The organism is Amycolatopsis viridis (assembly GCF_011758765.1).
In the GTDB taxonomy this organism is placed as follows: domain Bacteria; phylum Actinomycetota; class Actinomycetes; order Mycobacteriales; family Pseudonocardiaceae; genus Amycolatopsis_E; species Amycolatopsis_E viridis.
Genome location: NZ_JAANOU010000001.1, coordinates 3,538,613 through 3,558,091, shown reverse-complemented (window position 1 = coordinate 3,558,091; position 19,479 = coordinate 3,538,613). Strand labels below are relative to the sequence as shown.

26 protein-coding genes are annotated in these 19,479 nt (G+C 72.6%); 8 read left to right on the top strand and 18 right to left on the bottom strand.

What is annotated here, in order from left to right:
- Window positions 1–10: 10 nt before the first annotated feature.
- Window positions 11–466 (bottom strand): MarR family winged helix-turn-helix transcriptional regulator, encoded by a 456-nt coding sequence (locus tag FHX46_RS17715; protein WP_167116164.1) that lies wholly within the window; start codon window positions 464–466, stop codon window positions 11–13.
- A 108-nt stretch (window positions 467–574) separates the two neighbouring features.
- Between FHX46_RS17715 and FHX46_RS17710 the strand changes: the two genes are divergently transcribed.
- Entirely contained in the window at window positions 575–1,222 is a 648-nt protein-coding gene (locus FHX46_RS17710; RefSeq protein WP_167116161.1) for a nitroreductase family protein, read from the top strand.
- A 3-nt stretch (window positions 1,223–1,225) separates the two neighbouring features.
- On the opposite strand, the gene FHX46_RS17705 is transcribed toward FHX46_RS17710, so the two are convergent.
- Both FHX46_RS17705 and FHX46_RS17700 read right to left on the bottom strand, forming a co-directional pair.
- A complete protein-coding gene (locus FHX46_RS17705; protein ID WP_167116158.1) occupies window positions 1,226–1,684 on the bottom strand; it encodes a nucleoside deaminase in 459 nt (152 codons plus the stop codon).
- 44 nt (window positions 1,685–1,728) lie between these two features.
- A complete protein-coding gene (locus tag FHX46_RS17700) occupies window positions 1,729–2,340 on the bottom strand; it encodes a TetR/AcrR family transcriptional regulator (RefSeq protein WP_167116155.1) in 612 nt (203 codons plus the stop codon).
- Between the two features lie 110 nt (window positions 2,341–2,450).
- Here FHX46_RS17700 and FHX46_RS17695 point away from each other — a divergent pair, with 110 nt between their 5' ends.
- From FHX46_RS17695 to FHX46_RS17685, 3 genes are all read left to right on the top strand, one after another.
- Complete coding sequence (locus FHX46_RS17695) at window positions 2,451–3,206, top strand: SDR family oxidoreductase (RefSeq protein ID WP_167116152.1); 756 nt, start codon at window positions 2,451–2,453, stop codon at window positions 3,204–3,206.
- Window positions 3,203–3,988 (top strand): SDR family NAD(P)-dependent oxidoreductase, encoded by a 786-nt coding sequence (locus tag FHX46_RS17690; protein ID WP_167116149.1) that lies wholly within the window; start codon window positions 3,203–3,205, stop codon window positions 3,986–3,988. Before FHX46_RS17695 ends, FHX46_RS17690 begins: the two co-directional genes overlap by 4 nt.
- A gap of 143 nt (window positions 3,989–4,131) precedes the next feature.
- On the top strand, window positions 4,132–4,707 hold the full coding sequence (locus FHX46_RS17685) for a TetR/AcrR family transcriptional regulator (protein ID WP_167116146.1): 576 nt from the start codon (window positions 4,132–4,134) through the stop codon (window positions 4,705–4,707).
- Between the two features lie 67 nt (window positions 4,708–4,774).
- On the opposite strand, the gene FHX46_RS17680 is transcribed toward FHX46_RS17685, so the two are convergent.
- The 10 genes from FHX46_RS17680 to FHX46_RS17630 all read right to left on the bottom strand — a co-directional run bounded on the left by FHX46_RS17680 (window position 4,775) and on the right by FHX46_RS17630 (window position 13,805).
- Window positions 4,775–5,875, bottom strand: coding sequence for an acyl-CoA dehydrogenase family protein (locus FHX46_RS17680; protein ID WP_167116143.1), 1,101 nt, complete (start codon window positions 5,873–5,875; stop codon window positions 4,775–4,777).
- Window positions 5,872–7,059, bottom strand: coding sequence for an acyl-CoA dehydrogenase family protein (locus tag FHX46_RS17675; protein ID WP_167116140.1), 1,188 nt, complete (start codon window positions 7,057–7,059; stop codon window positions 5,872–5,874). Before FHX46_RS17675 ends, FHX46_RS17680 begins: the two co-directional genes overlap by 4 nt.
- Window positions 7,056–8,276 (bottom strand): acyl-CoA dehydrogenase family protein, encoded by a 1,221-nt coding sequence (locus FHX46_RS17670; RefSeq protein WP_167116137.1) that lies wholly within the window; start codon window positions 8,274–8,276, stop codon window positions 7,056–7,058. Before FHX46_RS17670 ends, FHX46_RS17675 begins: the two co-directional genes overlap by 4 nt.
- A 2-nt stretch (window positions 8,277–8,278) precedes the next feature.
- A complete protein-coding gene (locus FHX46_RS17665; RefSeq protein WP_167116134.1) occupies window positions 8,279–9,298 on the bottom strand; it encodes a phosphotransferase family protein in 1,020 nt (339 codons plus the stop codon).
- Between the two features lie 83 nt (window positions 9,299–9,381).
- Window positions 9,382–9,834 carry a MaoC family dehydratase gene (locus tag FHX46_RS17660; protein ID WP_167116131.1) on the bottom strand — a complete coding sequence of 151 codons (453 nt, stop codon included), beginning with the start codon at window positions 9,832–9,834 and terminating at the stop codon, window positions 9,382–9,384.
- 4 nt (window positions 9,835–9,838) lie between these two features.
- Entirely contained in the window at window positions 9,839–10,600 is a 762-nt protein-coding gene (gene fabG, locus FHX46_RS17655) for a 3-oxoacyl-ACP reductase FabG (protein ID WP_167116128.1), read from the bottom strand.
- Window positions 10,601–10,830: 230 nt separating this feature from the next.
- The gene (locus tag FHX46_RS17645) at window positions 10,831–11,565 is read right to left on the bottom strand and encodes a DUF899 family protein (protein WP_167116125.1); all 735 of its coding nucleotides are present in this window, start codon (window positions 11,563–11,565) and stop codon (window positions 10,831–10,833) included.
- A 55-nt stretch (window positions 11,566–11,620) separates the two neighbouring features.
- The gene (locus FHX46_RS17640) at window positions 11,621–12,919 is read right to left on the bottom strand and encodes a glycosyltransferase 87 family protein (RefSeq protein WP_167116122.1); all 1,299 of its coding nucleotides are present in this window, start codon (window positions 12,917–12,919) and stop codon (window positions 11,621–11,623) included.
- A 117-nt stretch (window positions 12,920–13,036) separates the two neighbouring features.
- A complete protein-coding gene (locus FHX46_RS17635; RefSeq protein ID WP_167116119.1) occupies window positions 13,037–13,396 on the bottom strand; it encodes a hypothetical protein in 360 nt (119 codons plus the stop codon).
- Window positions 13,397–13,619: 223 nt separating this feature from the next.
- A complete protein-coding gene (locus FHX46_RS17630) occupies window positions 13,620–13,805 on the bottom strand; it encodes a hypothetical protein (RefSeq protein ID WP_167116116.1) in 186 nt (61 codons plus the stop codon).
- 168 nt (window positions 13,806–13,973) lie between these two features.
- On the opposite strand from FHX46_RS17630, the gene FHX46_RS17625 reads away from it, so the two are divergent.
- The gene (locus tag FHX46_RS17625) at window positions 13,974–14,420 is read left to right on the top strand and encodes a DoxX family protein (protein ID WP_167116113.1); all 447 of its coding nucleotides are present in this window, start codon (window positions 13,974–13,976) and stop codon (window positions 14,418–14,420) included.
- Between the two features lies 1 nt (window position 14,421).
- On the opposite strand, the gene FHX46_RS28570 is transcribed toward FHX46_RS17625, so the two are convergent.
- The 5 genes from FHX46_RS28570 to FHX46_RS17610 form a co-directional block, all read right to left on the bottom strand.
- Entirely contained in the window at window positions 14,422–14,874 is a 453-nt protein-coding gene (locus tag FHX46_RS28570; RefSeq protein WP_243871295.1) for a hypothetical protein, read from the bottom strand.
- Window positions 14,871–15,128 carry a hypothetical protein gene (locus tag FHX46_RS28565; RefSeq protein ID WP_243871294.1) on the bottom strand — a complete coding sequence of 86 codons (258 nt, stop codon included), beginning with the start codon at window positions 15,126–15,128 and terminating at the stop codon, window positions 14,871–14,873. Before FHX46_RS28565 ends, FHX46_RS28570 begins: the two co-directional genes overlap by 4 nt.
- On the bottom strand, window positions 15,128–15,289 hold the full coding sequence (locus FHX46_RS28560) for a hypothetical protein (RefSeq protein WP_243871293.1): 162 nt from the start codon (window positions 15,287–15,289) through the stop codon (window positions 15,128–15,130). The genes FHX46_RS28565 and FHX46_RS28560 overlap by 1 nt, the downstream gene beginning before the upstream one ends.
- An 89-nt stretch (window positions 15,290–15,378) precedes the next feature.
- On the bottom strand, window positions 15,379–16,365 hold the full coding sequence (locus FHX46_RS17615; RefSeq protein ID WP_167116110.1) for a PHP domain-containing protein: 987 nt from the start codon (window positions 16,363–16,365) through the stop codon (window positions 15,379–15,381).
- A 38-nt stretch (window positions 16,366–16,403) separates the two neighbouring features.
- A complete protein-coding gene (locus FHX46_RS17610) occupies window positions 16,404–16,913 on the bottom strand; it encodes a DinB family protein (RefSeq protein ID WP_313886171.1) in 510 nt (169 codons plus the stop codon).
- A gap of 126 nt (window positions 16,914–17,039) precedes the next feature.
- Here FHX46_RS17610 and FHX46_RS17605 point away from each other — a divergent pair, with 126 nt between their 5' ends.
- The 3 genes from FHX46_RS17605 to FHX46_RS17595 all read left to right on the top strand — a co-directional run bounded on the left by FHX46_RS17605 (window position 17,040) and on the right by FHX46_RS17595 (window position 19,464).
- The gene (locus FHX46_RS17605) at window positions 17,040–17,636 is read left to right on the top strand and encodes a ClpP family protease (RefSeq protein WP_167116107.1); all 597 of its coding nucleotides are present in this window, start codon (window positions 17,040–17,042) and stop codon (window positions 17,634–17,636) included.
- 28 nt (window positions 17,637–17,664) lie between these two features.
- A complete protein-coding gene (locus FHX46_RS17600; RefSeq protein WP_167116104.1) occupies window positions 17,665–18,291 on the top strand; it encodes a TIGR03085 family metal-binding protein in 627 nt (208 codons plus the stop codon).
- A gap of 222 nt (window positions 18,292–18,513) precedes the next feature.
- Entirely contained in the window at window positions 18,514–19,464 is a 951-nt protein-coding gene (locus tag FHX46_RS17595) for a nucleoside hydrolase (RefSeq protein ID WP_167116101.1), read from the top strand.
- Window positions 19,465–19,479: the final 15 nt, after the last annotated feature.

Genomic DNA, 19,479 nt, shown 5'->3' with positions numbered 1-19,479 from the left:
CGCGCGCGGCTCAGCCGGCGGCCAGCAGCTTCCCGAGCAGGGCCGCCAGCTGCGCGCGCTCGGCCGCCGACAACGCCTCGAACGTGCGGTCCAGGAAACCCGGCACGTTCCGCTCGGCCGCTGCCAGCGCCCGGCGCCCCGCGTCGGTGATCCGGACCGCGTAGGCCCGGCGGTCCCGCGGGTCCCGTTCCCGCCGGACGTGCCCGGCCTTCTCCAGGTCGTCGGCGACGCCGACCATCACGCTGCGGTCGATCCGCAGTTCCTCGCTCAGCACCTGCTGCGAGCACGGCCCCACGGCTGCCAGCATCTTCAGCACCAGGTGCTGGCCCACGCTCAGCCCCTGCTCGCCCGCGGCCTTGTCCGCTGCCCGGGCGACCGAGGCGGACGCCCGGCACAGCGCGATGTCGAGCCGTTCGGCCGCAAGGCGCGGGAAGTAGGACGGGGTCTCCGGTGATCTCGCCGCCATGCCCGCACCCTACCACAATCGTCTGGAAGCAGATCGTTTGACGGCAGATCATTCAGATCGTATGGTCGCAAATGATCTGCTTACAAACGATTGCTCGGGAGATCCCGCATGACGCTCGAACTGACCGCCGACGAGGTCCTGTCCACCACGCGTGCCGTGCGCAAACGCCTCGACTTCACCCGGCCCGTGCCGCGGCACCTCATCGAGGAGTGCATCGACCTCGCCACCCAGGCGCCCACCGGCCGCAACCGCCAGCGCTGGCACTTCCTCGTCGTCACCGGCAAGGCCCAGCGCGCCGCGGTCGCCGGCATCTTCCGGCGCGCGGTCCTCGCCGCGAGCGGACGTCCGGTGACCGACAACGACCTGCGGCGGATGGCGGCCCACCCGGAGTCGATGCGGCGCATCGGCGAAGGCGCCCAGTACCTCTACGACAACATCCACCGGGTGCCGGCGTTCGTCATCCCCGCCGTCGAGGGCCGCACCGACCACGCGCCCGTGCTGGACCAGGCCATGACCTGGGGCTCGATCCTGCCCGCCGTGTGGAGCTTCATGCTGGCCGCGCGCAACCGCGGCCTCGGCACCGTCTGGACCACCGCGCACGCGCCGCGGGAGCGGGAGCTCGCGGCCGCCCTCGGCGTGCCGCACGACGAGATCATGCTGGCCGCGCTCGTGCCGCTCGCCTTCACGCTCGGCACCGACTTCCGGCCCGCGCCGCGCATCGACCGGCGCGAGGTCCTGCACTGGGACCGGTGGTGAGGGTCAGGACGTCCCGGCGCCGATGTCTTCGAACCACAGCTCCGGGTGCTGCTCGATGAACCCGGTCATCAGCGCCACGCACTCCGGGTCGTCCACGATCGTGATGCCCACGCCCAGCCCGGCGAGCCAGCAGTGGGCGCCGGAGAACGTGCGGGTCTCGCCGATCACCACGTGCGAGATGCCGAACTGCCGCACCAAGCCACTGCAATACCAGCACGGTGACAGCGTCGTCACCATGACCGTGTCGCGGTAGTGCGGCCGCCGGCCCGCGTCGCGGAAGGCCGCGGTCTCGGCGTGCATCGCCGGATCGTCGTCCTGGACCCGCCGGTTGTGGCCCCGGCCGAGCAGCTCGCCGTCCACGGTGAACAGCGCCGCCCCGATCGGTACCCCGCCCTCGGACCGGCCGAGCAGGGCCTCATCGCGGGCGACGGCGAGCAGCTCGCCGGGATCCGGTTTCAGCATGCGCCCACTGTAGAGGGAGCCGGGAACGCCCCGGACGTCCCCGGTCAGGGCTGCGCGCCGAGCATGCGCAGGGCGAGGTCCCCGTACTCGCGGCCGAGTGCCTTCGGCGTCTTGCCGGCGCGTTCGGTGTACCAGCGCGCCACGTCGACGCCCAGCGACAGCACCGCCCGCGCGGCCGTCTTGACGTCGGCCACCTCGAACTGCCCGCGCGCCACGCCCTCGACGATGACCTCGCGCACGAGGTGCTCGATGCGCCGCCGCAGGTCGGCCACCACCTGGTACTCCTGCTCCGGCAGCGCCTGCAGCTCGTACTGCACCACCCGGGCGATCGTGTGCCGGCGGGCGTGCCAGGCGACGAAGTCCACGACGATCCGGCGCATCCGCTCGGCCGGCTCGTCGGCGCGCCGGGCGACGTCCTCGACCAGGTCGAGCGTCTGCTGGTGGCCGCTCTTGCTGATGGCGAACAGCAGGGCCGCCTTCGACGGGAAGTGCACGTACAGCGCGGCGGGGCTCATGCCCGCCGCGCTCGCGATGTCACGCGTCGTCGTGGCGTGGTAGCCGCGGCGCGCGAACGATTCGACCGCGGCCTGCATCAACCGTCGCGCCGCGTCCGGCTGCACGTCCGGCCACAGTTCGGCGGACAGCGAGATCGTCATGGCGGCATCCTCCCAGTCGAGAACCGCTTGGCGGGAGACTTGACACGGCGGTCCGGGTGTCACCATTGTAAGCGAGCGCTTAGTCACATGGACAGGAGACAGGAGCCGTCATGGTGAACTCGTTCAAGGACCGCGTCGCGATCGTCACCGGCGCGAGCCGGGGTATCGGCTTCGGCATCGCCCGCGAGCTGGTGCAGCGCGGCGCCCGGGTGTGCATCACCGCCCGCAAGCCCGAGCCGCTGGCCGACGCCGTGAACGAACTGGGCGGCCCCGGCGTCGCCATGGCGGTGGCCGGCAAGGCCGACGACCCGGCCCACCAGGACGAGGCGATCGCGAAGACGCTGGACGCCTTCGGGCGGCTGGACATCCTGGTCAACAACACCGGGATCAACCCGGTCTACGGCCCGTTGCTCGACATCGACCCCGAGGTCGCGGCCAAGATCTTCAGCGTCAACGTCCTCGCGCCGCTGGCCTGGCTGCGCAAGGCCCGCGACGCGTGGCTGGGTGAACACGGCGGTGCCGTCGTCAACGTCGCCTCCGTCGCCGGGCTGCGGGCCTCGCCGGGCATCGGCATGTACGGCGTGAGCAAGGCGGCCGTGGTCCGGATGACCCAGGAACTCGCGGTCGAGCTCGGCCCGAAGATCCGGGTCAACGCCGTCGCCCCGGCCGTGGTGAAGACGCAGTTCGCCACCGCGCTCTACGAGGGCCGCGAGGAGGAGGTCTCCGCGGCGTACCCGCTGAAGCGGCTGGGCGTGCCCGAGGACATCGCCGGTGCGGTCGCGTTCCTGCTCTCCGACGAGGCCGGGTGGATCACCGGGCAGACGGTGGTCCTGGACGGCGGCCTGACGCTGGGGGGCGGCCTGTGAGCTTCCCGTTGCGCGGGGCCGGTGTCGTGATCACCGGTGGTGGTGGCGGCATCGGTGCGGCGCTGGCCCGGCGGTTCGCCGCCGAGGGAGCCCGGATCGTGCTCGCCGATCTCGACGCGGCGGCGGTGCAGGCCGTCGCCGCCGAGGTCGGCGCGGTCGCGGTGGCCGGTGACGCGGCGAGCGTGGACGGCGTCGCCTCGCTGGTCGCGCGGGCGAACGACGAGCTGGGTGAAATCGACCTGTACTGCGCCAACGCCGGCGTCGCCCCGCACGGCGGCCCGGAAGCGCCCGAGGAGGTGTGGGCGCGGGCGTGGGACGTGAACGTGATGGCCCACGTGCGGGCCGCGCACGAGCTGCTGCCGGGCTGGCTGGCGCGCGGCCGCGGCAGGTTCCTCGCCACCGTGTCCGCGGCCGGGTTGCTGACCAGCCTCGGTTCGGCGCCGTACTCGGTGACCAAGCACGGCGCGCTCGCGTTCGCCGAGTGGCTGAGCGCGACCTACCGCCACCGCGGCATCACGGTCCAGGCGATCTGCCCGCAGGGCGTGAAGACGAACATGCTCGCCGCGACCGGCACCGGCGGTCAGCTGATCATGGGTGCGTCGGCGATCGAACCGTCCCAGGTGGCCGATTCGGTGATGGCAGCCTTCGCCGACGACCGGTTCCTGATCCTGCCGCACCCCGAGGTGGCCGCGTACTACGCCACCCGCGCGACCGAGACGGACCGGTGGCTCGGCGGGATGAACAAGTTGCAGCGCAAGGTCGAGGCCGCGCAGGAGCGGTGAGTCAGGTGGGCGGGCCGGCGTGGCTTCCAGGTGCGCGGCCACCTCGGCCGGCCGGCGGGCGCGGGTGGCGCACCTGGACCGCGCGTGACCAGGGTTGATGCCGCGGCGCGGGTATCCTGTGCCGGTCGAGGAGGGACGTGCGGATGACCGAGGAGCCGGTGCCGGCGAGACTGCTGTCGGTGGCGACGCGGTTGTTCGCCGAGCGGGGGTTCGACCGCACGTCGGTCCAGGAGATCGTCACCGCGGCCGGGGTCACCAAGGGCGCGATGTACCACTACTTCGGCTCCAAGGACGATCTGCTGCACGAGATCTACGGCCGGGTGCTGCGCCTGCAGACCGAGCAGCTGGAGAAGGTCGTCCACAATGGTGAGCCGGTGCGCGCCCGGCTGCGGTCCGCCGCCGTGGACGTCGTGGTGAGCAGCATCGAGAACCTCGACGACACCACGATCTTCTTCCAGTCCATGCACCAGCTCGGCGCCGACAAGCGCAAGGCCGTGCGGGCCGATCGGCGCCACTTCCACGTGCTGTTCCGGTCCCTGGTCGAGGAGGGCCAGCGCGACGGCGTGTTCCGCACCGACAAGCCGGCGGACATCGTCGTGGACTTCTTCTTCGGTTCGGTGCACCACCTGGCGTTCTGGTACCGCAGCGACGGCCGGTTGAGCGCCCGTGAGGTCGGCGAGCACTACGCCGACCTGCTGATCGACTCGCTGCGGCCCTGACCGCGCACCGCCGGGGGCGGCCGGCGCCGGGCGGTTTCCGGTGCGCCGGCCGCCTCCGGGCGAGCACTCAGGCGGGCGGCAGGTCCACCAGTCCGGCCAGGGCGGCGCGATGCCGTCCCGGCGTGCCGAGTGCGAGCTCGTCGCTCTTGGCGCGTTTGAGGTACAGGTGCGCGGAGTGCTCCCAGGTCATCCCGATGCCGCCGTGCAGCTGCACCGACTCCTCCGCCGCGTGCAGGGCCACCGCGGAGCACGTCGCGGCCGCCACGGCGACCGCGACCGGCACCTCGTCGTCGCCGGTGGCCAGGGCGTCCGCGGCGTGCCGGGCCGTGGCGCGGGCCGACACGAGCTCCAGGTACAGGTCCGCCAAGCGGTGCTTGAGCGCCTGGAACGAACCCACCGGACGGCCGAACTGGTAACGCTGCTTCAGGTACGCCACCGTCTCGTCCAGGCACCGCTGAGCCAGCCCGACCTGTTCCGACGCCAGCAACCCGGCGCCTGCGCGCAGCGCCTGCCGCAACGCCGACTCGGCCTCCGCGCCGGATGCCAGCAACCGGGATGAAGCGTTGTCGAACGACACGTCCGCCAGCCGCCGGGTCAAGTCGAGCGACACCACATCGCTCACCGTGGCCGCGGTCTGCTCCACCGCGTACAGGCCCGCACCGTCCGGTCCCGCCGCCGGCACGATCAGCACGTCCGCCACCGGCGCGTCCACCACCGCCCGGACCGCACCGCTCAACGCGCCCTCGGTGTTCGCCGAAACCCCGTCCGGGAACCCGGACTCCGGCGCCGAGGTCAGCGGCACCGCCAGCGCCCCGATCAGCTCGCCACCGGCCAGGCGGGGCACCAGTTCCCGGTCACCGGCCGCCAGCAGCGCCGTCGTCGCGAGCACCGCGCTCCCGAGGAACGGCACCGGAGCCACCGACCGGCCCAGCTCCTCCAGCACGACCGCCACCTCGCGGTAGGACGCGCCCTGCCCGCCCAGCGACTCCGGCACGGCCAGCCCGGCCAGACCGAGATCACCGGCCAGCGTGCGCCACAGCTTCAGGTCGTACGGTTCGGCGCTCTCGGTCCGCGCCAGCACGGAGGTGAACCCGGCCCGGTCGGTCAGCAGGTCCCGGACACTGGCCCGCAGGTCCTCCTCGACCTCGGAGTACAGCAGATCACTCACCGCGGCAGGTCCTTCCACGCGACGTCCTTGTCCACCCGCGGCTCGGACGGCAGCCCGAGCACGCGTTCCGAGATGATGTTGCGCAGCACCTCGGAGGTGCCGCCCTCGATCGAGTTGCCCTTGGCGCGCAAGTAACGGTACCCGGGGCCGCGGCCGAGCATGTCGACCTTCTCCGGCCGGCGCAACGTCCAGTCGTCGTAGCGCAGACCGTCCTCCCCGGACAGTTCGACCTCCAGCCCGGTCAGCGCCTGCTGCAGCTTCGCGAAGGCCAGCTTCATCGCCGAACCCTCCGGTCCCGGCGCGCCCACCGCCAGCTGCTGGCGCAACCGCTGCCCGGCCAGGCGCGCCGCCTCGGCCTCCACCCACAGCTTCAGCAACCGGTCGTGCAGCTCGGGCGTGCGCAGCTCCGGGCGTTCCCGCCAGGTCCGCGTGACCATCCCGATCAGACCGCCCTCACGCGGCATCGCGTTGCCGCCGATCGCGACCCGTTCGTTCATCAGCGTCGTCTGCGCGACCTTCCAGCCCTCGCCGACCGCGCCGAGGCGGTTGTCGTCCGGGATCCGCACCCCGGACAGGAACACCTCGTTGAACTCGGCCTCCCCGGTGAGCTGTCGCAGCGGCCGCACCTCCACGCCCGGATCGGTCATGTCGCAGATGAAGTACGTCATGCCCTGGTGCTTGGGCACGTCCGGGTCGGTGCGGGTGACCAGGATGCCGAACCGGGCGATGTGCGCGACCGACGTCCACACCTTCTGCCCGTCGACCACCCACTCGTCCCCGTCCCGCACCGCGCGCGTGCCCAGCGCGGCGAGGTCGGACCCGGCGCCCGGCTCGCTGAACAGCTGGCACCACACCTCCTCACCGGTCCACAGTGGACGCAGGTAGCGGTGCTTCTGCTCGTCGGTGCCGAACCGCAGGATCGTCGGCGCGGCCATCCCCAGCCCGATGCCGATCCGGCGCGGGTTGTTGTCCGGGGCGCCGGCCTTCGCCAGCTCGGCGTCCACGACGTTCTGCAGCTCCCGGGGCGCACCCAGCCCGCCCAGGCCCTCCGGGTAGTGCACCCAGGCGAGGCCGGCGTCGAACCGCGCCCGCAGGAACTCCAGCCGGTCCGTGCTGGCCGGTGGGTGAGCGGCGAGCAACTCGCCCACCCGGGCACGCAGGTCGTCGGCGGTCACTGTGCTCATCGGGCCTCCGATCGGTACTTCTTCAGCTCGCGGTGCGCGAGCGAGCGCTTGTGGACCTCGTCCGGCCCGTCGGCGAAGCGGAGCGTGCGGATACCGGCCCACATCTGCGCCAGCGGGAAGTCCTGGGACAGCCCGCCCGCGCCGTGCGCCTGGATCGCCTTGTCCAGGATCCACTCGACGGTCTTCGGGGTGGCGATCTTGATCGCCTGGATCTCGGTGTGCGCGCCGCGGTTGCCGACGGTGTCCATCAGCCACGCGGTCTTGAGCACCAGCAGCCGCAACTGCTCGACCTTCACCCGGGCCTCGGCGATCCAGTCCTGCACCACGCCCTGCTCGGCGATCGGCTTGCCGAACGCGGACCGGCTGAGGGTGCGGCGGCACATCATCTCGATGGCCCGCTCGGCGATGCCGATCGAGCGCATGCAGTGGTGGATGCGGCCGGGGCCCAGCCGCGCCTGCGCGATGGCGAACCCGTCGCCCTCCTCGCCGATCAGGTTTTCGGCCGGCACCCGCGCCTCGTCGAACACCACCTCGGCGTGCCCGCCGTGCGAGCCGTCGGTGTAGCCGAACACGTGCATGCCGCGCGTGACGTGCACGCCCGGGGTGTCCCGCGGCACCAGGATCTGGCTCTGCTGACGGTGCGGCTCGGCGTCCGGGTCGGTCTTGCCCATCACGATGAAGATCTTGCAGTTCGGGTTCATCGCGCCGGTGATGTACCACTTGCGGCCGGTGACCACGTAGGAGTCGCCGTCGCGGCGGATGCTGGTTGCGATGTTGCGCGCGTCGGAGGAGGCCACGTCCGGCTCGGTCATCGCGAACGCCGACCGGATCTCGCCGTCCAGCAGCGGTTGCAGCCACTGCTTGCGCTGCTGCTCGGTGCCGAACATCGCGAGCACTTCCATGTTCCCGGTGTCCGGTGCCGCGCAGTTCAGCGCGATCGGCGCCAGGTGCGGGCTGCGGCCGGTGATCTCCGCCAGCGGCGCGTACTGCAGGTTCGTCAGCCCCGGCCCGTGCTCACCGGGCAGGAAGAAGTTCCACAGGCCGCGCTTGCGCGCCTCGGCCTGCAGGTCCGCCACGATCGGCGGGAAGGTCCACTCGTTCTCCCGCTGCGCCAGCTGCTCTTCGTAGACCGGCTCGGCGGGGTAGATGTGGGAGTCCATGAACTCCAGGAGCCGGTCCCGCAGTTCCTCGGTGCGTGCGTCGAAGGCGAAGTCCATGATCAGTCCTTGAGGGTGTCGAGGCCGAGGCTGACGAGCGGGACGACCGCCGCGCCGATCTGGTCGAAGCCGGTGCCGACGGTCTTGCCCTGGCTGAACCGGTAGTAAATGCCTTCCAGGATCACCGCCAGCTTGAAGAACGCGAACCCGACGTACCAGTCCAGCGCCGAGACGTCCCGGCCGGACCGCTCCGCGTACCGCGCGATCATCTCGTCACTGCCCGGGTAACCGGGCGCGGTGCTGACGTTGGACACGATCTCCAGATCGACCTTGTCCCGCTCCGCGTAGGCGACGAGCAGGGCCAGGTCGGTCAGCGGATCGCCGAGGGTGGACATCTCCCAGTCCAGCACCGCGGTGATCCGGTCGGTCTCGTCGACCAGGACGTTGTCCAGCCGGTAGTCGCCGTGCACGATCGCCGCCGGCCCGGAGGCCGGGATGGCCCGCGCCAGCTGGTCGTGCAGGTCCTCCACGCCCGGCAGGTCCCGGCTGCGCGAGGCGTCCAGCTGCTTCTTCCACCGGCGCACCTGCCGCTCCAGGAAGCCCTCCGGCCGCCCGAAGTCGCCGAGGCCGACCGCGGCCGGATCCACCGCGTGCAGGTCGACGAGCGTGTCCATCAGCGATTCGGCGATCGCCCTGGTGCGCTGCGGGCCGAGCGCCGCCAGCTCGCTCGCCGCCCGGTAGGGCGTGCCCGGCACGAACTCCATGACGTAGAACGACGCGCCGAGCACCTCGCTGTCCTGGCACAGCGCGACCGTGCGCGGCACCGGCACCGCGGTCTCGCCGAGCGCGCTGATCACCCGGTGCTCGCGGACCATGTCGTGCGCCGTCGGCAGGACGTGGCCGAGCGGTGGCCGCCGCACCACCCAGCGGCTGGTGCCGTCGCCGACGATGTAGGTCAGGTTCGAGCGGCCGCCCTGCACGACCGCACCGGTCAGCGGGCCCCGCACGAGCCCGGGGAAGTGCTCGTCCAGGTAGCCGCGCAGCCGCGCGAGATCGAGTCCGGGCAGGTCTTCCTGGGTCACACTGGCCTCCTTGCCTCGTTGCTGTACCGACCGGTCGGTATGTGGCTACCGTAGCGGAAGCCCGCCCGGAGGCGGGCTCGCCCTCAGCCGAGGTGCCGCGTCACCCACTCGGCCACGCACGCCGGTTTGGCCTCGCCGTCGATCTCGATCGTCCACCGCGTCACGGCCTGCTTGCCGCCCGGCACGTCGGTGACCTCGACCAGCTCGGCGACACCGCGGATCTTCGCGCCGACCTTGACCGGCTGCGGGAACCGCACCTTGTTCAGGCCGTAGTTGATGCCCATCCTCAGGTTCTCCACCCGGTAGGCGGACTGCGCGAGCATCGACAGCATCGACAGCGTCAGGAAGCCGTGGGCGATCGGGGCGCCGAACGGGCCCTGCTTCGCCTTCTCGACGTCCACGTGGATCCACTGGTGGTCACCGGTGGCGTCGGCGAAGGTGTTCACCTGCTCCTGCGTGACGGTGTGCCACTCGCTCGTGCCGAGCGTTTCGCCCACCGCCCGGGTGAGCTCGTCCAGTCCGGAGAAGACGCGCATGATGTCAGTCCTTCGGTCCGCCGGCGACGTAGATGACCTGGCCGGAGACGAACCCGGCGCCCTCGCTGACCAGGAACGACACCGTGTTCGCGATGTCGTCCGGCGTGCCCACGCGCTGCACCGGGATCTCCTTTGCCGCGGCGGCCTTGAAGTCCTCGAACGGCACGCCCAGCCGCTCGGCGGTCGCCGCGGTCATGTCCGTGGCGATGAATCCCGGTGCGATTGCGTTCGCGGTGACCCCGAACTTGCCCAGCTCGATCGCGAGCGTCTTGGTGAAGCCCTGCATACCCGCCTTGGCCGCCGAGTAGTTGACCTGGCCGCGGTTGCCCAGCGCAGAGGTGCTGGACAGGTTCACGATCCGGCCCCAGCGCTGCTCGGTCATGTACTTCTGGGTCGCGCGCGTCATCAGGAACGAGCCCCGCAGGTGCACGTTCAGCACCGCGTCCCAGTCCTCGTCGGACATCTTGAAGATCAGGTTGTCCCGGGTGATGCCGGCGTTGTTGATCAACACGGTCGGCGCCCCCAGTTCCCCGGCGACCCGGCCCACCGCGGCCTCGACCTGCTCGGTGTTGCTGACGTCGAGCGCGATCCCGATCGCCTTGCCGCCGGCCGAGGTGATGTCCTCCGCGCCCTGCTTCACGGACTCCTCGTTGAGGTCGAGCAGGGCGACGGCGAAACCGTCCGAGGACAGCTTGCGTGCGACCGCGGCGCCGATGCCTCGGCCGGCGCCGGTCACGATGGCGACCCGGGAGTGGGACTCGGTCACGGAACTCCTCCTCGTCGTTGAGCGCGTCGGTAAGCGAGCGCTTAGAAAGCTACTCGCCTCCAGCGCGGAGCGCCTAAGTGACCTGAGTCACTTTCCGCCGGTTCGATCGTAGTGACGGGACCGCCGGTGTGGCGAGCGCGAGCAGTTCGGCGGCCGCGACCAGGCGGTCGGGAACGCGGGGCGAACTGTCCACAGTGCACTCCCAGGTCGCGCTCCGGCGGGCCGTGGGCTCAGCCGTCGCCGAGCGTGTCGTCGCGGCCGGCCGCGATCCGCGGCCACTGGGCGATGGGGCGGCCGTCGATGCTGAACTGACCGCCCCGGGAACCCCAGCGCTGCGGCCAGCCGTCCGGCGAGTCCTCCCAGAACTCCTGGCGGCCGTGCACCGTCAGGTCCAGCAGCCCGTACGACGGCGCCATCACCTCGTTGCCCCGGGCGGTGGTCCAGTACGTCTCGAACACCCGGCCACCCTCGCGCAGGTAGCAGACCAGGATGCCGAAGTGCCGGCCCGCGACCAGCTCGGCCACCGACTCCGGCGGCACCGAGTACCAGGGAACCGTCCAGCCCATGAAGTCGCGGTAGCGGGAGCTCTCCGGGTAGGGGCCCTCGCAGAAGGTGGCGTAGCTGACGTCCCGCGAGTGCAGGTAGGACAGCTCGGTGATGTGCGAGGTGGAGAAGGTGCAGCCCTCGCACTGCTCGGCGGCGGGCCGGCCGGTGTGCCACATGTGGAAGTAGGCGATCAGCTGGGACCGGCCGTCGAACACGTCGAGCAACGGCACCGGTCCGTCGGAGCCGATCAGCGTCGTGGCCGGGTCGACCTCGACCATCGGCAGCCGGCGGCGCGCCGCGGCGAGCGCATCCCCGGCGCGCGTGTGGGCCTTCTCCTCGGCCCGGAGCTCATCGATCTTCGCCTGCCAGCTGCGCCGGTCGGTGACCGGGGGGAGCGGGTGGTGCGAGGTGTCGGCCATCGGCCCTGCCTACTCCCACGCGGTGCGGGGCGCAAGCAGTGGTGCGCGCGGCGCGTCAGCCCACCGGGCCGGCGACGCCCTCCGGCTCCGGCGCGGGTTCAGGGCCGCCGGTATCGCCAGATCGGGACGGGCGATACCGGCCGCCACCACTCCCAACGAGCGGGGCGGAACCGGAATTCCCCCCGTACGGCGGCAGGGCCGGCGCGGGCCGGACGGCCAGCCACACCAGCACGAACACCGTGATCAGCAGATACGACGAGCCGAGCACGTGCTGCCACCACGTCCACCGCATCTCCAGGTTGTCGGTCTGGGGCAGCAACGCGTGCGGCCCGACCGCGAACACCACCAGCAGCGGGCTCCAGCGCGGGGCGCGGACGACCAGCACGATGGCCGCGGGCAGCACCCAGACCCAGTGGTGCGACCAGCTCACCGGCGACGCGAGCAACCCGCCCGCGGCGATCGCCAGCAGCGCGGTCACCTCGTCCCGGGCGCGGCGGGCAGCCACGACGGCCAGCGCCATCGCCACGGCTGCGAGCACGGCCCACAGCAGGTTGCTCCCGGGCAGCAGGCGCGCCAGCACGGCCTGGATGTTCTGGTTGTACGCGTACACCGCGCCGCCGATGCGGTCGGTCTGGAACAGCGTCTCCGTCCAGTACTCGACGGAGTCGTGCCGCGCGAGCAGGCACGCGACGAGCCCGCACGCGGCGAACGAGCCGAGCGCGGTCGCCGCCGCCCGGTACCGGCCCCGGACGAGGAACAGCAGCACGAACACCGCCGGGGTCAGTTTGATCGCCGCCGCCACACCGACCAGGAGGCCACGCGGCCAGCGGGTGCGCGGCAGCAGGCAGTCCGCCGCGACCAGGCCCATCAGGATCAGGTTGATCTGCCCGTACCAGATCGTCTGCCGGACCGGCTCGGACAGCACCCACAGCGCGGCCGCGCTCATGCCGACGGCATCGGCCACCGCCTGCCGCGCGAAGAGGCGCCGGGCCACGAGCGTGGTGGTCACCGCGAGGGCGGCCGCGGAGGCGAAACTGATCACGAACTTCGACAGGTGCCACGGCAGCAGCTGGACCGGGGCGAACACGATCGCTGCGAACGGCGGATACGTGAAGGGCAGGTGGGCGCCCGGCACCATCTCCGGGAACTCCGGTGAGTACAGTCCGACGCCCGTCAGCCACGCCAGCCCACCCGTCCGGTAGACGTGCAGGTCGATGAACCCCGGTACGGCCAGCACCCACGTGGCCACGGACAGCACCAGGACGATGGCGGCACGGATCCTGATCCGGCGCAGCGTCTCCGGCTTGTCCTGGACGGCGTCCCACCACGCCGCGATCCGGCTGGTCCGGACCATGCGACCGGCACCACTCACGTCGACCCCCAGTCCTGACGCGGCTCCGGGCCGCGTGCCCCAGTGATCGCCATTCTGGCAGCGGCCCCCACGGCGCCGGCACGGAGGCCCCCTGATCAGCTACGGGTGTGGGGGCGACGCGGCAGGCGAGCCGGGGCCGGCCGGCCGCGGGATCCGGCGCTGCGGTGGGCGGTCTCCGGCCGATCCGCTCGGCACGGTGAGGGAGGGCCGGCTGTCCGGCGACGGGGCGGGAGGGTGGCCCGGCAGGCGACCGCGGCCCGAGACGCAGACGATGCCCCCGGGCCCGTCCGGGCCCCTTGCCGATCCGGAGCCGCGCCCCGCGGCGGCGAACACGGTGCCCGCGGCGGCGAACACGGTGCCCGCGGCGGCGAACACGGTGCCCGCGGCGGCGAACACGGTGCCCGCGGCGGCGAACACGGTGCCCGCGGCGGCGAACACGGTGCCCGCAGCGGCCAACACGCGCGTGTTTGCCGACCGCGTTGGCGTGTTGGCCGCCCGGGGTGGCGTGTTGGCCGACCGCGTCGGCGTGTTGGCCGGCCGGGGTGGCGTGTTGGCCGGGCCGGGTGGCGTGTTGGCTGGGAGATGACGTCGATCGGGGGCGAGGGGCGAATCGGCCAGGCCGCATCGGGGCCGGTGGTGGGCGCGGCGACGCCGGCTCAGGCCCCGAGGGGCACCGGCCCGGTCAGGAGCCGTTGCCCGCCTCGTCCTCCTCCTCGCTCGGCGGCCGGGTCTCCGAGGTGCCGCCGAAGCCCGGCGCGAGATCGGCCGGGTTCGGGGACGACTCGTCGGCGTTCGGGCCGCCCTGCGGAGGGTCGGACTGCGGAATGCCCGGCGCCGACTCCGGCTTGTGGTTCGCCTTGTCGTTCATGGTGGCTCCTTCCCGGGTGCGGTGGGAATTCCCCACCGTGCGCGGGTCAAACGGGGGTCACCGCGGCACGACGGGGGCGGCGGACCGGAAAAAGTTCACCCCCCGTGTCGATCCGGCTCGTCCTGCTTCGACGTGATCAGGACAGCAACTTCCGCGGAAGGATCGATCATGACTCGCATTCCGGTCTCGCAGGCCTCGCTCACCCCGGTCGTCCTGGGTGTCTTCCGCATCGTGGTGGGCCTGTTGTTCGCCTGCCACGGGCTGCAGGTGTTCGGCGCGTTCGGCGGCATCGACGGTCAGGGCGGCGGCGTGCCGTTCGCGGTGTGGCCCGGCTGGTGGGCCGGGGTGATCGAACTCGCCGGTGGCCTGCTCGTGCTGGCGGGCCTCGGCACCCGGGCCGCGGCGCTGCTGTGTTCCGGTGCCATGGCCTACGCCTACTTCACCGTCCACCAGCCCCTGGCCGCGTTGCCGCTGCAGAACATGGGGGAGCCGGCGGCCCTGTACAGCTGGGTGTTCCTGCTGATCGCGGTCACCGGCCCGGGCCGCTTCGCGCTCGACGGCCTGCGGCGGCGGGGCGCGGACGAGCGGGCGGAGCGTGTCCCGGCGGGGGTGTGATTCAGGCGGGTTGCCGGGCCGGGTCCTCGTCGCGCAGCAGCGGCGACCCGGCCAGCAGCACGGTGCAGCAGGCCAGCGCCCCCGCGGCGACCAGGTCGGCGACGATCCACGGCCCGCCGCGGACGTGCTCCCCGAACACCAGCAGGCCCCAGCCCAGCGCGACCAGCGGGTTGGCCAGCACGAGCCCGGGCTGAGCGGCGACGAGCCGCCCGGCCCGCAGCGCCGTCTGCAACAGGAAGAACCCGATAGGCCCGGCAACCAGCATCGCGTAGGTGTGCCACGCCTGGAACAGGCCGCTCACCCCGCCGGCCCGCAGCGCCGCGGTGGTCCCGGCCATCAGGACCGCGGTGAACCCGAACCACATGCCGGCACCGGCGCCCAGGAAGGCCGCGTGGTGCGTCGTCTCGTTCCGCCGCCCCGCGGCCACGAGCGCCGCCACGCAGGCGACCGTCACCGCGCACCCCAGCAGCCACTCCAGCGCGGAGACCTTCCGGGATCACCGCGGCCCGGGGCGAGCGCGAACAGCAGCAGCCCCACCGCGGCCGCCATCCCGACCGCGGCGATCCAGTCCCGCGTGCGCAGGCGGGTGTGGAACACCAGCCCGGACAGCACGAGCGTGCACGCCAGCTCCGCAACCATGATCGGCTGCACTCCGACGATCGGCCCGGTCGCCAGGGCCGCCGACTGCAGCACCAGACCCGACAGCATCACAGCACGCCCGCGACCCACACCGGAATGGTGACGAGACCCTGGAGCGCCGCGACATCGAGGTCACCGCCCTGGGGCTGCTTCCGCGCCCCGGCGCGCTGCAGGACGGACCCCGCGGCGTTCGCGAAGGCGGCGAGCACCGCCAGGAGCACGGTCAGCACGTTTTGACGGTGACACGGCTGCCGCCCGTGCGCAGGGCCCGGCGACGGCGTCACGTCCCGCGCCGGCCACGGCCGGAGCGGGCCTGCGGTCAGCCGCCGAGCTGGGCGGCTCCGAGGGTGTTCAGCACGCGGTCCGGGCCGATGCCGCACGCCTCCGCGCGCACGGTCCCGTTCCCGAGCCAGTCCAGCTGGCCGGGGGCGTGGGCGTCGGTGTCGATGGCGAACACGCAGCCGATCTCCGCGGCCATCGCGAGCAGCTCGCCGGGCGGGTCCCGGCGTTCCGGACGGCAGTTGATCTCCACCGCGGTACCGCTCTCCCGGCACGCCGTGAACACGGCCTCCGCGTCGAACTCCGACTGCGGCCGTCCGCGCCCGGTGACGAGCCGGCCGGTGCAGTGGCCGAGCACGTCGACCAGCGGGTTGCGCACTGCGGCGAGCATCCGGTCGGTCATCGGCCCAGCGGGCATCCGCAGCTGGGAATGCACGCTGGCCACCACCACATCCAGCCGGTCCAGCAGGTCGTCGCGCTGGTCGAGCGAGCCGTCCTCGAGGATGTCCACCTCGATGCCGGTCAGGATGCGGAACGGTGCCAGCTTCTCGTTCAGCTCCGCCACCAGATCCAGCTGCCGCAGCAGGCGCTCGGCCGACAGCCCGCGCGCCACCGTCAGCCGCGGCGAGTGGTCGGTCAGCGCGATCCACTCGTGGCCCAGCGCCCGCGCCGCCTCGGCCATCTCCTCCGGCGGGCTGCCCCCGTCCGACCAGTCCGAGTGCGTGTGGCAGTCGCCCTTCAGCGCGCCGCGCAGCCCCGACCGGTCGGGTTCGGGCGCTTCCGCCAGCAGTTTCGCCAGGTAGGAGGGCTGTTCGCCGGCGCACGCCTGCTCGACGACCTGTGCCGTGGCCGGTCCGATGCCCGGCAGCGCTTTCAGCGTGCCCTGCCGCACCCGGTCGGCCAGCTCGCCCGCGGGCAGCCCGGCCACCACGGCCGCGGCACGCCGGAACGCCCGCACCCGGTAGGTGGGGGCGCCGGCGCGCTCCAGCTCGAACGCGATCTGCCGCAGTGCCTGTGCCGGATCCACGACACCACACCTACCGCGCCGCGCCGGTGCCCGCACGTTCAGACGCCGGTGACCCCGTCGATGCCCTCGCGCAGGAGGTCGGCGTGCCCGTTGTGGCGGGCGTACTCGTGGATCATGTGCAACATCACGGCGCGCAGCGAGACTTCGGCGTTCCAGCGCGGCGCGAAGACGGTCACGTCGAGCGAATCCGCCGCCCGTTCGATGCGCCGCGCGTGCCCGATCTCGTCCTGCCACGCGGTGAACGCCTCGGCCCGGCTCGAGGTGCGCGCGTCGTACGCGACCTGGAAGTCCCCGTCCGCGGACCACACCAGCGGCAGGTCGGTCTCCCCGCCGACGGTGCGGCGGAACCAGGCGCGCTCCACTTCGGCCATGTGCCGCACCAGCCCGAGCAGCGACAGCGCCGACGGTGGCACGGCCTGCCTGCGCAATTCCTCATCGGACAGTCCGTCGCACTTGCGGGCGAGCGTGGCGCGGTGGAATTCCAGGTGGGCGCGCAGCATCTCGCGCTCGCCGGCGACGGTGGGAACCTCGGGGCGTTCGGTCGGCACGGTCTCGGAGCGTACCTGCGGGCACGGGACCCGATCGCCGTACCGGCCCGATCGCTCGTAGCGTAATCGCCACGCTCAGGGCGAACACGGCCCCGCACCACGACTGCCCGGCCTACGGTGGCCGTCATGACTCTGCGAGCTCTCCCGTCCGCGAACGCCTCCGCCTCACTGGACGATTCGGTGTTCGAACAACTGCTGCGCGACCGGATCGTGTTCCTCGGCTCCGAGGTGACCGACGCGGTCGCCAACCGGATCACCGCGCAGCTGCTGCTGCTCGCGGCCGAGGACCCGCGCAAGGACATCACCTTCTACATCAATTCGCCCGGTGGATCGGTGACGGCGGGCATGGCCATCTACGACACCATGCGCCTCATCCAGCCGGATGTCGCCACCTGGGGACTCGGTTTCGTGGCGTCCATGGGTCAGTTCCTGTTGTCCTCCGGCACCCCCGGCAAGCGTTACCTGCTGCCCAACACCCGCGTCCTGATGCACCAGCCCTCGGCCGGCATCAGCGGGGCGGCCAGCGACATCGCCATCCAGGCGGAGGTCTTCGGCCGCATGAAGCGCCGCATCGCGGAGATCACCGCGCGGCAGACGGGCCAGCCGGTGGACCGCATCACGGCCGACGCGGACCGCGACCGCTGGTTCGACGCCGAGGAGGCCCTCGCCTACGGGTTCGTCGATCACGTCGTCGGCCTCGACCAACAGGCGGCGACCGCGTAGCGGGCATACCCGCGGGTAGCCTGCGGTCGTGGGTGTCGCCGCCGACGAACGACGTGCGCTGAGCCGTCTGCTGACGGAGGCCGGGCCGGACGAGCCCACCCTGTGCCAGGGGTGGCTCACCCGGGACCTCGCCGCGCACCTGGTAGTGCGGGAAAGCCGGCCGGACGCCGCGCTGGGCATCGTCCTGCCACTGCTGGCCGGGCACACCCGGCGAGTGCAGGACGCGATCGCCGCCCAGCCGTGGCCCCGGCTGGTCGAGCGGGTGCGGCGCGGCCCGGCCTGGTACTGGCCCACGGCGATCGGGAAACTCGGCGAGCTGGCCGACACCGCCGAGTTCCTCGTGCACCACGAAGACGTGCGGCGCGGCCGCCCGGGCTGGGAGCCGCGTCCGGCGGATCCCACCCGCGACGCCGCCGCGTGGCGCGCGGCCAGCACCGCTGCGAAGCTGAACCTGCGCCGGGTCCCGGTCGGAGTCACCCTGCGCACCCCAGGCGGTGACGCGGCGGTGGTGCGTGGCGGTGCCGAGCAGGTCACCGTCACCGGCGACCCGGTCGAACTGCTGCTGTTCGTGTTCGGACGTGACGCCGTGCACGTCGCGTTCCAGGGCGGCCCGGCGGCGGTCGGCCACCTCAAGGCCGCCGGGCGCGGAATCTAGCCCGCGCCGGCGCGCTCGCTCCGGTCCGGGATGGAAGACCAGGTCGCCCGGCGGATCCGCGCCGGGCAGGACACCGTGTGGGCTGTGCCCACCGGCGCCGGGAACTGGCCGTCCTGGACCGCGTCGACGCCTTCGGTCCGGTTGCGTAGGCCGGGGCCGTTGTGGCAGGCGGCGAGGCCAACAGCAGGTGATCATCGCGGCGCGATGTGGGAGGCTGCGGAGGTGACACGCAAGGTGATCCTCGACGTCGACACCGGAACCGACGACGCGGTCGCGATCATGCTGGCCGCCCTGCACCCGGACCTCGACCTGGCCGCGGTGACCACCGTCAGCGGCAACGTGCCGCTGGCCGCCACCACGGACAACACGCTGCGCGTGCTGGACGCGATCGGCCGCCCGGACATCCCGGTGCACCCCGGGCTGGCCCACCCGGTCGCGCGGCGCGGGTTCCCCGGGCCGCGGCACTTCGAAGCCGGCTCGGCCCGCGACATGCACGGCACGTCCCTGCCGTTGCCGGCGCCCCGCACCGCCGCGCGCGCGGAGTCGGCGGTCGAGTTCCTGCTGCACACCCTGCGCACCACCACCGAACCGGTCACGCTGGTGCCGGTCGGGCCGCTCAGCACGATCGCGACCGTGCTCGCGGCCGACCCGTCGGTGCGCGACGCGCTCGCCGAGGTGGTGATCATGGGTGGTGCGCACCACTACGGCAACGTGACACCGTCCGCCGAGTTCAACTTCTGGGCCGACCCGGAGGCCGCGGCCATGGTGCTGTCGGCCGGCCTCCCGCGCCTGACACTCGTCACGCTCGACGCCACGCACCGCGCGCTGGTCACCCGCGACGACTGCGTCAAGCTGAGCGGGCTCGGCACCCCGGCCGGCCGGACGGCCGCCGACCTCATCACGCGCCGCATCGACGCCTACTCGGCCGGGCGCGGCGTCGCCGCGGACGACGCGGCACCCGTCCACGACGCGGTGTGCATCGCCTACCTGCTGCGCCCGGAGGTGATCACCACCCGGCCGGTGCACGTCGAGGTCGAGACGACCGGAAGCCGCACCGTCGGCCGGGCCGTGATGGACCTCCGTCCGAACGCGACCGGCGAGCCGAACGCGCAGGTGGCGTTCGACGCCAGGGCGGACGTGCTGGTCGATCTGCTGCTGAGCGCGTTCGCCTGAGCCTGCTCAGCCGTG